The organism is Mesorhizobium sp. M4A.F.Ca.ET.020.02.1.1, from assembly GCF_004022645.1.
Taxonomy (GTDB): Bacteria; Pseudomonadota; Alphaproteobacteria; order Rhizobiales; family Rhizobiaceae; genus Mesorhizobium.
Genome location: NZ_RZOI01000087.1, coordinates 1 through 13,734, shown reverse-complemented (window position 1 = coordinate 13,734; position 13,734 = coordinate 1). Strand labels below are relative to the sequence as shown.

At 63.7% G+C, this 13,734-nt stretch carries 10 protein-coding genes and 1 pseudogene; 5 read left to right on the top strand and 6 right to left on the bottom strand.

All coding sequences use genetic code 11. The features are described 5' to 3' along the window. Positions 1-205, bottom strand: a 205-nt coding sequence (locus EN742_RS38640) for a hypothetical protein (RefSeq protein WP_210214442.1), incomplete at its 3' end; no start/stop codon positions are given. Between the two features lie 55 nt (positions 206-260). Between EN742_RS38640 and EN742_RS08855 the strand changes: the two genes are divergently transcribed. Both EN742_RS08855 and EN742_RS08850 read left to right on the top strand, forming a co-directional pair. Beyond that, a complete protein-coding gene (locus EN742_RS08855) occupies positions 261-2,585 on the top strand; it encodes an NADP-dependent malic enzyme (RefSeq protein WP_127406474.1) in 2,325 nt (774 codons plus the stop codon). Between the two features lie 131 nt (positions 2,586-2,716). Further along, a complete protein-coding gene (locus EN742_RS08850) occupies positions 2,717-3,937 on the top strand; it encodes a DUF2865 domain-containing protein (RefSeq protein ID WP_127406473.1) in 1,221 nt (406 codons plus the stop codon). Here EN742_RS08850 and EN742_RS08845 read toward each other — a convergent pair. Further along, entirely contained in the window at positions 3,855-5,228 is a 1,374-nt protein-coding gene (locus EN742_RS08845) for a glutamate--tRNA ligase (protein WP_126054796.1), read from the bottom strand. The two genes, EN742_RS08850 and EN742_RS08845, sit on opposite strands and share 83 nt — an antisense overlap. A 722-nt stretch (positions 5,229-5,950) precedes the next feature. On the opposite strand from EN742_RS08845, the gene EN742_RS08840 reads away from it, so the two are divergent. Both EN742_RS08840 and EN742_RS08835 read left to right on the top strand, forming a co-directional pair. Further along, positions 5,951-9,724 (top strand): vitamin B12-dependent ribonucleotide reductase, encoded by a 3,774-nt coding sequence (locus EN742_RS08840; protein ID WP_128332683.1) that lies wholly within the window; start codon positions 5,951-5,953, stop codon positions 9,722-9,724. A 285-nt stretch (positions 9,725-10,009) separates the two neighbouring features. Beyond that, positions 10,010-10,462, top strand: a complete 453-nt coding sequence (locus EN742_RS08835; protein WP_127406558.1) for a pyridoxamine 5'-phosphate oxidase family protein — start codon at positions 10,010-10,012, stop codon at positions 10,460-10,462. Positions 10,463-10,486: 24 nt separating this feature from the next. On the opposite strand, the gene EN742_RS08830 is transcribed toward EN742_RS08835, so the two are convergent. Together EN742_RS08830 and EN742_RS38010 are read right to left on the bottom strand one after the other, a co-directional pair. Continuing rightward, positions 10,487-11,149, bottom strand: a complete 663-nt coding sequence (locus EN742_RS08830) for a class I SAM-dependent methyltransferase (RefSeq protein WP_245492275.1) — start codon at positions 11,147-11,149, stop codon at positions 10,487-10,489. Positions 11,150-11,193: 44 nt separating this feature from the next. Further along, on the bottom strand, positions 11,194-11,361 hold the full coding sequence (locus EN742_RS38010; RefSeq protein WP_189363102.1) for a hypothetical protein: 168 nt from the start codon (positions 11,359-11,361) through the stop codon (positions 11,194-11,196). A 107-nt stretch (positions 11,362-11,468) separates the two neighbouring features. Here EN742_RS38010 and EN742_RS08825 point away from each other — a divergent pair. Further along, positions 11,469-12,378: pseudogene (locus EN742_RS08825) on the top strand (LysR family transcriptional regulator). Positions 12,379-12,444: 66 nt separating this feature from the next. Here EN742_RS08825 and EN742_RS08820 read toward each other — a convergent pair. Then, a complete protein-coding gene (locus tag EN742_RS08820; RefSeq protein WP_127406560.1) occupies positions 12,445-12,987 on the bottom strand; it encodes a DUF2314 domain-containing protein in 543 nt (180 codons plus the stop codon). A gap of 192 nt (positions 12,988-13,179) precedes the next feature. Further along, positions 13,180-13,734 (bottom strand): GH25 family lysozyme (locus EN742_RS08815; protein ID WP_148670054.1); only part of this gene is annotated, 555 nt, incomplete at its 5' end.

Here is a 13,734-nt window from a genome sequence, read left to right as displayed (position 1 = left end):
AGCGCGTTCTGACCTGCCGGCAACGCCAGCCGCCCGCCATATCGCAGAGTCCCGACACAAGGGGCTGAAATAACTCGGCTATTTGCGCTTCGCCGATGTGAACGCCGATGGCGTCATTTGGCGTCGCGAACAGTGCGGGCCGCATGCTGGAGCTTTTGATCGTCGCCCCTGTTTTGATGCAATTCCCGACGGAAAACCGTTTCACACTTTTCCTGGAACTGCTCTAAAAGGCTGCGAAGCAGAAGCGCAAGGAGGCCGGCATGGACAGCGAGAACAAGAAACCGGCCCGGTCGGACCTCGACGAGGCCGCTCTCTACTTCCACAAGCATCCCATTCCCGGAAAGCTGGAGATCCAGGCGACCAAGCCGCTCGGCAACCAGCGCGACCTGGCACTCGCCTATTCGCCGGGGGTCGCCGCCCCTTGCCTCGAGATCCGCGACGACCCGGCGACCGCCGCCGACTATACGGCGCGCGCCAACCTTGTCGGCGTCGTCTCCAACGGCTCGGCGGTGCTCGGCCTTGGCAATATCGGGCCGCTCGCCTCGAAGCCGGTGATGGAAGGCAAGGCGGTGCTGTTCAAGAAGTTCGCCGGCATCGACGTCTTCGACATCGAGATCGACGCGCCGGAAATCGAGCGCATGGTCGAGACGGTCGCGGCGCTGGAGCCGACCTTCGGCGGCATCAATCTCGAGGACATCAAGGCGCCGGAATGTTTCGAGGTCGAGGAGCGGCTGAAGGCCCGCATGGGCATCCCGGTGTTCCATGACGACCAGCACGGCACGGCGATCATCGTCGCTGCCGCGGTGCTCAACGGGCTGGAATTCGCCGGCAAGACAATTGCCGACATCAAGATCGTCACCTCGGGCGCCGGCGCCGCCGCGCTCGCCTGCCTCAACCTCCTGGTCTCGCTTGGCGCCAAGGTCGAGAACATCTGGGTCACCGACCGTTTCGGCGTCGCCTACAAGGGACGCCTCGAGGAGATGGACCGCTGGAAGGACCCCTATGTGAAGGACACGGAGGCGCGCACGCTGGCCGATGTCATTCCGGGCGCCGATGTCTTCCTCGGCCTTTCCGCCGCCGGCGTGCTCAAGCCTGAATTGCTGCAGCACATGGCGCCGAAGCCGCTCATCCTGGCGCTGGCCAACCCCAATCCGGAGATCATGCCGGAGGCCGCGCGCGCGGCGCGTCCGGATGCGATGATCTGCACAGGCCGCTCCGATTTTCCCAATCAAGTCAATAATGTGCTGTGCTTTCCTTACATCTTCCGCGGCGCGCTCGACTGCGGCGCCAGCGCCATCAACGAGGAAATGAAGATGGCGGCGGTCAGGGCGATCGCCGCCCTTGCCCGCGAAGAGCCGTCGGATGTCGCCGCGCGCGCCTATTCGGGCGAGACGCCGATCTTCGGGCCCGACTTCCTGATCCCCTCGCCCTTCGACCCGCGCCTCATCCTGCGCATCGCGCCGGCCGTCGCCAAGGCCGCCTGCGACACAGGCGTGGCGACCAGGCCGATCGCCGACTTCGCCGCCTATATCGACAAGCTGAACCGCTTCGTTTTCCGCTCCGGATTGGTGATGAAGCCGGTGTTCTCGACCGCCAAGGCATCCAGCGCCAAGCGCGTCATTTATGCCGACGGCGAGGACGAACGCGTGCTGCGCGCGGCCCAGGTGGTACTGGAGGAAGGCATCGCCGAGCCGATCCTGATCGGCCGTCCGCATGTCATCGAAGTCAGGCTGAAGCGCTACGGATTGCGTATCAAGCCCGGCGTCGATTTCGGCCTGATCAACCCGGAAGAAGATCCGCGCTACCGCCACTATGTCGACTTGCTGATCGAGCTTGCCGGGAGGCGCGGCGTGACGACGGAAGCGGCCCGCACCATGGTGCGCACCGACAATACAGTGATCGCGGCGCTGGCGCTGAAGCGTGGCGATGCCGATGCCATGGTCTGCGGCCTCGAAGGCCGTTTCGAGCGGCATCTGCGCAATGTGACGCTGATCATCGGCCCCCGCGCGGGCATCAAGGATCGGGACCTGTCCACGCTCTCCATGCTGATCTCGCAGCGCGGCATCATCTTCCTCACAGACACCCACGTCTCGGTCGATCCGACGGCCGAGGAAATCGCCGAGATGACGGTGCTGGCGGCGGAGGAGATCCAGCGCTTCGGCATCGAGCCGAAGGCGGCGCTGCTGTCGCATTCGGATTTCGGCTCGCGCGATTCACCCAGCGCGCTGAAGATGCGCCAAGCGGCGGCGATCCTGGCCCGCATCGCGCCGGAATTGCAGTGCGATGGCGAGATGCATGCCGACTCGGCACTGTCGGAGCACCTGCGCCAGCGCGTCTATCCGCATTCGCGGCTGAAGGGCGAAGCCAATCTGCTGGTGTTCCCGAACCTCGATTCGGCCAACATCACGCTGACGGCGCTGCGCACCATGATGGAAGCACTGCATGTCGGGCCGATCTTGCTCGGCACCGACAAGCCGGCGCACATCCTGACGCCTTCGGTGACCTCGCGCGGCGTCGTCAACATGACGGCGCTGGCGGTGGTCGAGGCTGCGCACAAAGCGCAGGCGGTCGTCAACCTGGGCTGAGGCCGGATTTAGCGGTAAGCTGCTGGCACGTTTGGTTGCAGACTCAACTGCAACCGACTGTAGAGTAAAGACAGGTTTAACCGCGGACGCGCTAGCTTGAGCGACGAGCTGGCAATCGGGGTTTCAGGCGAATGAAGGGCGTGGGGTTGAAGCTGACCCACCTTGCGGCGTTGCTCGTGGCGCTGGCGTTGTCCGTCGTCGCCGTGACAGAGCCGCAGGCCGCTTCGCGCATCTGCCGTCAGCTCGAAGATGAACTCACTGCTGCTCGCGGCGATGGCGGCGGACCGAACCTGATCCGCAAATATGACGGCGCCGTCGCGCGCCAGCGCGAGCAGCTGGCGAAGGTGCGCAATCGGGCCAGCGATGCCGGTTGCGGCTTTTCGCTGTTTTCGCGCAACGTCAACAAATGCGCAGCGATCAACGCCAACATCGACCGCATGAACGCCAATCTCGACGCCCTGCTGGCGAAGCGCGAGCGGCTTGCCGGCGGCGGCTCTCGACGCGACCGAAGGCGTATCCTTGCGGCACTCGACGCCAATGGCTGCCGCGACGATGAGATCGCGCCGAGGCACGCCCCGCTTGAGGAGAGCGCGCGCAACAATGGCGGCGGCAATCTGTTCGAACAGCTTTTCGGCAACGGCGACCGCGAGATCGAAACGCTCGACACGCCCGATTTGCCGGATGTGCCGCCAGACGATCCCAGCGAACGCAACATTCGCCGGGTGATCAACCAGCCCGACGGCATGGACTTGCCGCGGCTGAACGGCGATTTCCACACTGTGTGCGTGCGGACCTGCGACGGCTATTTCTTCCCGATGTCGAACGCCGCCTCTTATGGCGATTTCGAGCGCGACCAGAAGAACTGCGAATCGAGTTGCCCTGGCACGGAGATGCAGGTGTTCTACACGCGCGACATGGACGGCGACGCCGGCGCGATGACATCGTCGGTGACCGGCAGGCCCTACAGCGAACTGCCGACGGCTTATCTCTACAAGCAGACCAACATGGCGCGGCCACCGGCCTGCGGCTGCAACGCGCAAGCGCAGAATTTCGAGATCATCGCCGGCAATCCGCCGAACCCCGAGCAGTCCGAGCCCGAAGCGGCCTCCGCGCCGTTCGCTCCCTTGCCGGCCGCGAAGCCGGATCCGGGCGCTGATCCCGAGACGCTGGCCAATGCCGAGGGCGGGCTCGACCGCGATGCCATCAAGCGCCTGGCCGAAAAGCCGGCAACATCGCCGGTATCGGCGTTGCCGCCCGAGCAGCGCAGGGTCAGGGTCGTCGGGCCAGCGTTCCTTCCCGACCCAGCAGGGGCAATAGATCTGCAAGCTCCGGCCCGGAAGGCTGGCCAGTAAGCGCCAGCCTGAGCGGCATGAACAGCGCCTTGCCCTTGCGGCCGGTTGCTTCGCGGATCTTGCCGGTCCAGTCCTTCCAGACGGTGCCGTTCCACGGCTCCTCCGGCAAAAGATCGAACGCCTGGTGCAGGAATTCGCGGTCCTCGCCGGAAAACTCCGCCGGTTCGTGCGGCCCCTGACCCACGATACGCCACCAGGCCAGCGCGTCGGGCAGGCTGTCGAGATTGCCTCGTACGGCCAGCCAGAACGGCTCCGCCTTCTCGCCTGAAACACCCAGCACGATCAGCCGGTCGCGAGCCTCGGCAAACGGCATATGGTGCATCAGCGTGCGGTTGAGCACGAACAGCTCGTCCGGATCGAACTTGGCCGCCGATTTCGAGGTCGCGGCCGGATCGAAATGGCCGGCGAGTTCGGAAAGATCGTGCGCTGCCGCGACATTCTCCGAGGTGCCTACCAGCACCGCCAGCGAAGCGACCGCCATCGGCTCGATGCCGTCCTCGCGCAGGCTCTCGATCGACAGCGCGCCAGTGCGCTTCGACAGGCCCTCGCCAGAGGCCGTGGTGAGCAGGTTGTGGTGGCCGAAGACCGGCGGCTCGGCGCCGAGCGCTTGGAACAGCGCGATCTGCACGCCGGTGTTGGTGACATGGTCGTCACCGCGGATGACGTGGCTGACGCCCATCTCGATGTCGTCGACCACCGATGGCAGCGTGTAGAGATAGGTGCCGTCCTCGCGCACCAGCACGGGATCCGACAGCGAGGCGAGATCAACGGTCTCCTCACCGCGCACCAGGTCGTTCCAATGGACCTCGGTGCGTTCGGGCTGCAGCGGGTCGCTGGTGAAGTTCGGCAGCAGGAAGCGCCAGTGCGGGCGTCGACCGTCGGACTGGTATTCGGCGACCTGCTCCGGCGTGAGCGTCAGCGCCTCGCGGCCATAGACGGGCGGCAGCCCGCGCGTACGGCGCACCTTGCGGCGCAGGTCGAGCTCTTCAGGCGTCTCGTAGCAGGCATAGAGCACGCGCGCGGCCTTCAGCCGCTCGACCGCCGCGTCATAGATCTCGACGCGCCGCGACTGGTATTCGGTGGCGTCGGGGAAGATACCCAGCCAGTGCAGGTCGTAGAGGATCGAATCGGCGAACTCCTGCTTGGAGCGGGCGATGTCGGTGTCGTCGAAGCGCTGGATGAAACGGCCCTTGTTGTTCATGGCGAACAGCCAGTTGAACAGCGCGGTGCGTGCATTGCCGATATGGATACGGCCGGTCGGCGACGGGGCGAAACGGACGGTTACTGTCATGAGCGGGGCGTAGCGGATGCTTTTCCGGTTGACAAGGCGCGCCCCCGCGCGAAGGGCAAGACATAGTGCAAGCCAGCTAAAATGAAAAGGCAGAGCGGCAGCATCGCCGGGGTGGCCTTGCGCACGCCCGCCGCTGACCGCCAAAACCAGGCTCTCCGACGCGGTCTTCTGTCCCCGTTATCCACATCTGTGACACACAAGATATTGGGGTCACAAAAGCTACGTAAACGAATCCTTGACGGCGCAAAACGAGTCGCCTTTTATAGGCCATGCGTTCCTGTTGAGAGCGCGACCGGAGAGTTCAGAGGCCGGTCTTTTTTCCCGGATTTTGTGCGTTTTGCCCACATTTCCGCCCTTTTGCGAGGCCGGCGGAAGCGTTGGGATTGGTGGGGCTTGGGTGGCGAAAAGGGAGAATTGTCGGACTGGAAAAAATGATCTGTTAACACTATATTTAGTGTTTGCAGGCAGGTTCGACCCTAGATAGTGTGAAGCCCTCGATCGGGGGAATCGCGAAAAAGTTTCAAGTTTTGAGGGACCCGCAGGGGGTTCGTCGGCGAGTTGGAGAGGCGCTTCGCAAGAAGTTTGGCCAACGCGCCGTGCGACGACTGCGAAGGAGATGCCGGCGTCGTCAAGATGCCGGCAAACGGCGGACCGCGCGTTTCGCTTTCGGGGCATGAATCCCTGGGGAAAAGCGCTATATATAGACACAAAGGACCGGACCAATGCGCATCGACCGTCGTTTCACCAAGCCAGGACAATCCGCCTATGCGGAGATCGAATTCCGCAAGGCGCTTTCCGAGATCAAGAATCCGGATGGCTCGGTGGTGTTCCGCCTGGACAATATCGACGTGCCGGCGCAGTTCAGCCAAGTCGCCGCCGACATCCTGGCGCAGAAGTATTTCCGCAAGGCCGGCGTTCCCGCTCGCCTGAAGAAGGTCGAGGAGAACGACGTCCCCTCCTTCCTGTGGCGCTCGGTCCCCGACGAGGCCGAACTCGCCAAACTCCCCGAGGCCGAGCGCTATGGCTCCGAGATCGATGCCCGCCAGGTCTTCGACCGCCTCGCCGGCACCTGGACCTACTGGGGCTGGAAGGGCGGCTACTTCAAGTCCGAGGAAGACGCACGTGCCTTCCGCGACGAGCTTGCCTATATGCTGGCCACGCAGCGCGTCGCGCCGAACTCGCCGCAATGGTTCAACACCGGCCTGCACTGGGCCTATGGCATCGACGGCCCGAGCCAGGGTCACTTCTACGTCGACCCCTTCACCGGCAAGCTGACCAAGTCGAAGTCCTCCTACGAGCATCCGCAGCCGCATGCCTGCTTCATCCAGGGCGTGCAGGACGACCTCGTCAACGAAGGCGGCATCATGGACCTGTGGGTGCGCGAGGCGCGCCTGTTCAAATACGGTTCGGGCACCGGCTCCAACTTCTCGCTGCTGCGCGGCGAAGGCGAAAAGCTTTCGGGCGGCGGCCGCTCGTCCGGCCTGATGAGCTTCCTCAAGATCGGCGACCGCGCGGCGGGCGCCATCAAGTCGGGCGGCACGACGCGCCGCGCCGCCAAGATGGTCATCGTCGACGTCGACCATCCCGACATCGAGGAATTCATCGACTGGAAGGTCAATGAAGAGCAGAAGGTCGCCTCGCTGGTGACCGGCTCCAAGATTGTCAAGAAGCACCTCGAAGCGATCATGAAGGCCTGCGTAAATTGCGAAGGCCATGACGACGACTGCTTCGATCCGGCGATCAACACCGCGCTGAAGCGCGAGATCAAGGCGGCCAAGAAGGACGCCGTGCCGGAGAACTATATCTACCGCGTCATCCAGTTCGCCCGCCAGGGTTACACCTCGATGTCGTTCAAGACCTACGACACCGACTGGGATTCGGATGCCTACCTCACCGTTTCCGGCCAGAACTCCAACAATTCGGTGTCGCTGAAGGACAACTTCCTGCGCGCCGTCGAGGCCGATGGCGACTGGCAGCTGACCGCCCGCAAGGACGGCAAGGCGCTGAAGACGCTGAAGGCGCGCGACCTGTGGGAAAAGATCGGCTACGCGGCCTGGGCGTCGGCCGATCCCGGCCTGCACTTCAACACGACGATGAACGACTGGCACACCTGCGCTTCGGCCGGTGCGATCCGGGCCTCCAACCCGTGCTCGGAATACATGTTCCTCGACGACACGGCCTGCAACCTCGCTTCGATCAACCTTCTGCCCTACCGCAATGCCGACGGCACGATCGACATCGCCACTTACGAGCACACGGTGCGGCTGTGGACCATCGTGCTCGAAATCTCGGTGATGATGGCGCAGTTCCCGTCGAAGGAGATCGCCAAGCTCTCCTACGAATACCGCACACTCGGCCTCGGCTACGCCAATATCGGCGGCCTGCTGATGACCTCGGGCATACCGTACGACTCCGACGAGGGCCGCGCCATCTGCGCCGCGCTTACCGCGATCATGACCGGTACGGCCTACGCCACATCGGCCGAGATGGCCGCCGAGCTCGGCGCCTTCCCGGACTATGACCGCAACGCCCAGAACATGCTGCGCGTCATGCGCAACCACCGCCGCGCCGCCTATGGCGACAAGGACGGTTACGAGAAGCTCGCCGTCAATCCGGTGCCGCTGGTCGCCGCCGACCTCAAGCAGCAGGAGCTGGCCGCCCACGCCCGCGCCGCCTGGGACCGCGCCATCGAGCTTGGCGAGGAGCATGGTTATCGCAATGCGCAGGCGACCGTGATCGCGCCGACCGGCACGATCGGCCTGGTCATGGATTGCGACACCACCGGCATCGAGCCCGACTTCGCGCTGGTCAAGTTCAAGAAGCTCGCTGGCGGCGGCTACTTCAAGATCATCAACCGCGCCGTGCCGGAAGCGCTGCGCACGCTGGGCTATACTGAAAGCCAGATCGCCGAGATCGAGGCCTATGCGGTCGGCCACGGCAACCTCAACCAGGCGCCCGGCATCAATCCCGGCTCGCTGAAGGCCAAGGGTTTTTCCGACGACAAGATCGCAGCGCTGAATGCGGCGCTGAAGTCGGCCTTCGACATCAAGTTCGTCTTCAACCAGTGGACGCTGGGCGCCGACTGGGTGAAGGAGACGCTCGGCTTCACCGACGAGCAGCTCGGCGATTTCTCGTTCGAGATGCTGCCGGCGCTGGGCTTCTCGAAGAAGGACATCGAGGCCGCCAACATTCATGTCTGCGGTGCCATGACGCTGGAAGGCGCGCCCTTCCTGAAGGCCGAGCACCTCGCCGTGTTCGACTGCGCCAGCCCGTGCGGCAAGATCGGCAAGCGCTCGCTGTCGATCAACAGCCACATCCTGATGATGGCGGCGGCGCAGCCCTTCATCTCCGGCGCCATCTCCAAGACCATCAACATGCCGAACGAAGCGACGGTCGAGGACGCCAAGAACGCCTATATGCTGTCGTGGAAGCTGGCGCTGAAGGCCAATGCGCTCTACCGCGACGGCTCCAAGCTGTCGCAGCCGCTCAATGCCTCGCTGCTCGCCGATGGCGAGGAGGATGAGGACGAAGCGGTCGAACAGCTGATCGCGGCGCCCGCCGCGCAGCGCGCCGTGCAGGTGACGGAAAAGATCGTCGAGCGCGTGGTGGAGCGGCTCTACCGCGACCGCGAGAAGCTGCCGAACCGCCGCAAGGGCTACACGCAGAAGGCAGTCGTTGGCGGCCACAAGGTCTACCTCAGGACCGGCGAGTTCGACGACGGGCGCCTCGGCGAAATCTTCATCGACATGCACAAGGAAGGTGCTGCCTTCCGCGCCATGATGAACAACTTCGCCATCGCCATCTCGCTCGGCCTGCAGTACGGCGTGCCGCTCGACGAATATGTCGAGGCCTTCACCTTCACCAAGTTCGAGCCGGCCGGCATGGTGCAGGGCAACGACGCGATCAAGAACGCGACGTCGATCCTCGACTACGTGTTCCGCGAGCTCGCCGTTTCCTATCTCGCCCGCCACGACCTCGCCCATGTCGACCAGTCGGACTTCGACAAGACAGCGCTCGGCCGCGGCATCACCGAGGGCAAGGCGACGCCGTTCTCGAAGGGCCTGACCCGCGGCGTTTCGCCGGTCAAGCTAGTCTCGGGCGCCGGCGGTGATCCCAAGGGCTTTGGCGGCTCAGCCCCGACGACGTCCCCTGCCCGCGCGGCGCCCACCGCCTTCTCCGGCTCCAACGTCCTGACGCTGAAACCGGCGAGCGACGAGGCCATCGCCTACAAGCGCGACTATGAGGAGCGCGCCAGGGAACTTGCCGAGGACATCGTCGAAGAAGAAGCCGAGGTTTCCAGCACCGAGGCACTGTTCACAGACGCCGCCGCGCAGGAAGCCGCCGACGCCAAGAAGCTCGCCGCGACACGCCGCCAGCAGTCGTTGCTGCAGGGCTACACCGGCAACGAATGCTCGGAGTGCCACAACTTCACCATGGTGCGGAACGGCACCTGCGAGAAGTGCGACACGTGTGGAAGCACGAGCGGCTGCAGCTGATGCGATTTGATCCGCTAAAACGGAACATTATCGGCCCGATCGTAAGATCGGGCTGATTTTGTTTGATCGATCAACGACCCAAAAACGATATGATCGACCACATCACCATCGAAGTGAGCGCTCTCCTTCCCCCTTGTGGGAAGTTGGATCAGCGCGCGGCGCCAGATCCGACCAGCCATTGCGGCCGAAGCCTGCTTGCCCGCAATTGCGTTGATGCAGGTCAATGCCAGGCTACCCACGACCCCCAAATATAGCCACCGTCGGCAATGACGTCGGAGGCAAGGGATGGACCAGGAGATCAAAAACAAGATCGAAACGCTGTTGGATCAGCACCGGGTCATGACGATCGCGACCTTGAGGCCGGACGGTTGGCCGCAGGCGACGACCGTAGGCTACGTCAACGAAGGCCTCACGCTCTATTTCCTCTGCGGTCTGGAAAGCCAGAAGGCGGCCAATATGGCGCGGGACGATCGCGTGTCGTTGACCATCGACCACGACGCGCCGCAGGTGATGGAGATCACTGGACTTTCCATGGCGGCGCGCGCGCAGGAGGTTACAGACCGGGCCGAAGCTGAAAAGGTTTTACGGATGCTGCCGATGAAGTATCCGCCGCAAGTCGCGCTGCCCGGCCCGATGCCGACGCCAGAACAGGTCCGTATTTTCCGCGTGGTGCCTTCGGTCATTTCCGTGCTCGACTACTCGAAGGGATTTGGCCATACGGATCTCGTCACCTGTTGAGGGTCATACCGGAACCCCATTTCGTCATCCTCGGGTCAAGCCCGACGATGACGAGGGCGCGAGCAGCGCCTCTCCCGTACCCCATCTTGCCGGCCTGACAGCCAGGAACGTGTTCCATTCCTCGCTGTTGCGGCCAATGTTGAAATCGTCCCTGATCAGCACCAGCCCGGCGCTCTCAATACGCGCCGCAAAATCGTCCCTACGCCACAAGACGGTATGATAGTTGCCATCCGTCTCGCGGTCGCCATTGCGCATCGATACCAGGAAGGCGCCGCCTGGCCGCAGCGAGCCGGCTATCTTGGCAAGCACCTGATCGATCTGGTCGCGGGGCACATGGATCAGGACAGCGAGTGCCAGGACAGCATCGTAGGGTCCGCCTAGTTCGTCGGTGAGGAGATCAAGGAGATCACCCTCCTTGCCGCGCGCGGCCTGCAACTCAAGAAACCGCTTGGTTGCGTCGGTGCGGCGAACCTTGACGCCCAGACCCTCCAGAAAATCAGCGTCGTATCCCGCTCCCGACCCGACTTCGAGAATCTGACCGCTTGTGCCGGCGATCGCCACGAGGCGCTTAAGCGATGCCTGTTCTCTCTCGTTGGGAACATGCCGCACGATGGCGTCGTAGCGTTCCGCATAGTCCTCATAGGCATTGATCGTTTGACGGCTCTTCGCCAAAGCCTCCGATGACATCTTTCCCTCCCTCGGATCTAGGTCGGTCAAAGCGTGGGATTGCCTCAACGAAGGGTGCCGGGAGGCACGTGTCCGTCGAGCATGCCGATGTCGCGCAGGAAATGGTCCGACAGTGAACGGCGGTCGAGCAGGCCGCGCGTGCGGGGCCTGAACGGCGCGATGAAGAGGTCGAGAACCGGTCGACGAAGCGTGTTGTAACGGGTGGTGGTCATTGCCGTGTGTCCTTTCGGGTTCGAGTTCGATGACCAGAGCATGCCGTTTTCCGGCCTTGGATTCCAATCGAACCTCGCGTAGCATGCATCAGGAGGATTGATGCGTCATGAGTTGGGAGCTGCCGCCGCTAGGCGCCATCCGAGTGTTTGAGGCCGCGGCGCGGCTGGGCAGTTTCACCAAGGCGGCCGAAGAACTCGGCATGACCCAGTCGGCGGCCAGCTATCAGATCAAGGTGCTGGAAGAACGCGCGGGAACGCCGCTTTTCATAAGAAAAACAAGACAGATCGCCCTGACCGAGGCCGGACAGCAGTTGGCGCCGCACGCATCAGGCGCGTTCTCGGCCCTGGCCGATGCGTGGGTCGCGACCAAGGGCGGCGCGACCGGCGTGCTGTCGGTGACGACCATGGAGACCTTCGCAACGAACTGGCTGGCCGTATGGCTTGGAACATTCCAGCTGATGCATCCCGATCTCGCCGTGAAGGTGAACACATCGCCCCGCCTAGTCGATTTCACGCGCGAGGACACGTCGGATACGCACGGGCACCGGAAAATGGCCCGGCCTGACGGCTCACTATCTGTTCAAGGCGGACTATACGCCAATGCTCAGCCCGAGACTGGCCGAGAGTGTGGGCGGCATCCACCGTCCCGAGGATCTCTACAAGGTGGCGCTATGCTGCGCCGACGATCCCTGGTGGAAAATCTGGTTCGAGGCAGCCGGCGTGCCGTTCGAACCCGATCGCGTCATCGCGGGTCCGACGCTGGGGTCGCAGGCTTACGATGCAATGGCGGCGCTGACCGACCAGGGCGCCGCTATCCTCACCCGCAACATCTACAATGCGCTGCTGGCCAAGGGACAGTTGATTCAGCCTTTTGAAGTGCTTGGATCCGATGGCGACGGCTATTGGCTGGTGCATCTGGAAAGCCGCCGCAATGCACCCAAGATCAAGGTGTTCCGCGACTGGGTGCTGGCTCAGACGGCCGAGATACGCGAGCGCGAAAGACGCGAGGCAAGGTAAGGGTAGGGTCAAGCCCGAGGATGACGACTGCGCGGGGTGCGACCCTCCTCCTCTCGGGGAGCCGGATCAATCCTTGAAGGTGATGCCGTATTTCGCGGCCTGTTCCTTCGGCATGTCCGCAAACGCCTGACGCACGGTATAGCCGCCGTAAACCTCGCCGCCGTTCTTGACCATCCAGTCCTCGACGTCGGCTTCCTCCACCGTCATGCGGTCGCCCATCTTGTACTTGGTGCCGTTGACAGGTTCGTCGGCAAGCAGGCCGATGAAGGTGCCGTCGCCCAGGCCCGTGAGCTGCATCCAGATGTGCTCGGTGGCGCCGTTCTGGGTGAGCGGGAACTTCACCGTGTAGGTGCCGGGCGTGCCAGCGGCCATCAGCTCGTGGAAGCGCGGCAGCGTCGAGTGGCCCTTGTTCTTGGCGGCCTGCATCGCCTTGTCTTCGGTGGAATAGGCGACGACGTTCTCCGTCATCGCGCGAGGCGCCGTCTGCGAGGCGCCTGGCGCCGCCGCCGGAATGGCCATCGGCTTGTCGCTCCGCCCATGCCCGAGCGCATTGAAAAATCCGTAGCCGACAGCGGCCACAAAAACGATTGCCAGAACCGGATTGCGCATCGACCCCTCCATGCCCATTCATGCTCGGCCGCGCGGTGTTGCGCGCGGCATGCATGATTACGCGGATGTTACCAGCCGGGCATTGCAGGACCACTAAGGAAAAAGGTGTGTGGATCCTTAGCAAAACGCTGAAAATGCCGCCGGGGGATGGGACGACGGCAGCCTGCCGGTAATGGCATCAGCCGAGAGCGCTCAGTCGGCGTCGGCGACAGTCGTCTGTCCACCGGCCCAGGCCCGCCAGGCGCGCTCGTCGCCGTGGAAGACGTTGAGGTCGATGCGGCCCCTCACTCCGTGCGACAGGCCGGAGCCGGAATACTGCCAGAACAGCCATTTGCGGTCGGGATAGACCTTTGACGGATGGCGCGCGACGGCGCGCAGCCAGAACGGATAGTCAAGGAAGGCGCCGCGCAGATTGTCACGATAGAAGTCGGGGCTGGTGTAGATGATCGGCCGCTGGCCGTAGTGGCGTTCGAGCTTGTCCATGAACACCTGCATCTTCTCCAGCACTGTCTCGCGCGACGGCCGCCGCCTGCAGGAGGATTCGCCGTTCCATTCGACATCGATCACCGGCGGCAGCGCGCCCTCGACCCGCGGCACGTTGCGGATGAACCAATCGGCCTGCTCGCCGGCGGTGCGGCACCAGTAGAAGAAATGATAAGCGCCGCGTTTCAGCCCGGCGGCATCGGCATTGCGCCAGTTCGTCCTGAACATCGGATCTAGATGATCGCCACCATCGGTGGCCTTGGT

Coding starts and splice junctions, on each gene's coding strand:
- EN742_RS08855 (WP_127406474.1), top strand. CDS start 261: ATGGACAGCGAGAACAAGAAACCGGCCCGGTCGGACCTCGACGAGGCC.
- EN742_RS08850 (WP_127406473.1), top strand. CDS start 2,717: ATGAAGGGCGTGGGGTTGAAGCTGACCCACCTTGCGGCGTTGCTCGTG.
- EN742_RS08845 (WP_126054796.1), bottom strand. CDS start 5,228: ATGACAGTAACCGTCCGTTTCGCCCCGTCGCCGACCGGCCGTATCCAT.
- EN742_RS08840 (WP_128332683.1), top strand. CDS start 5,951: ATGCGCATCGACCGTCGTTTCACCAAGCCAGGACAATCCGCCTATGCG.
- EN742_RS08835 (WP_127406558.1), top strand. CDS start 10,010: ATGGACCAGGAGATCAAAAACAAGATCGAAACGCTGTTGGATCAGCAC.
- EN742_RS08830 (WP_245492275.1), bottom strand. CDS start 11,149: ATGTCATCGGAGGCTTTGGCGAAGAGCCGTCAAACGATCAATGCCTAT.
- EN742_RS38010 (WP_189363102.1), bottom strand. CDS start 11,361: ATGACCACCACCCGTTACAACACGCTTCGTCGACCGGTTCTCGACCTC.
- EN742_RS08820 (WP_127406560.1), bottom strand. CDS start 12,987: ATGCGCAATCCGGTTCTGGCAATCGTTTTTGTGGCCGCTGTCGGCTAC.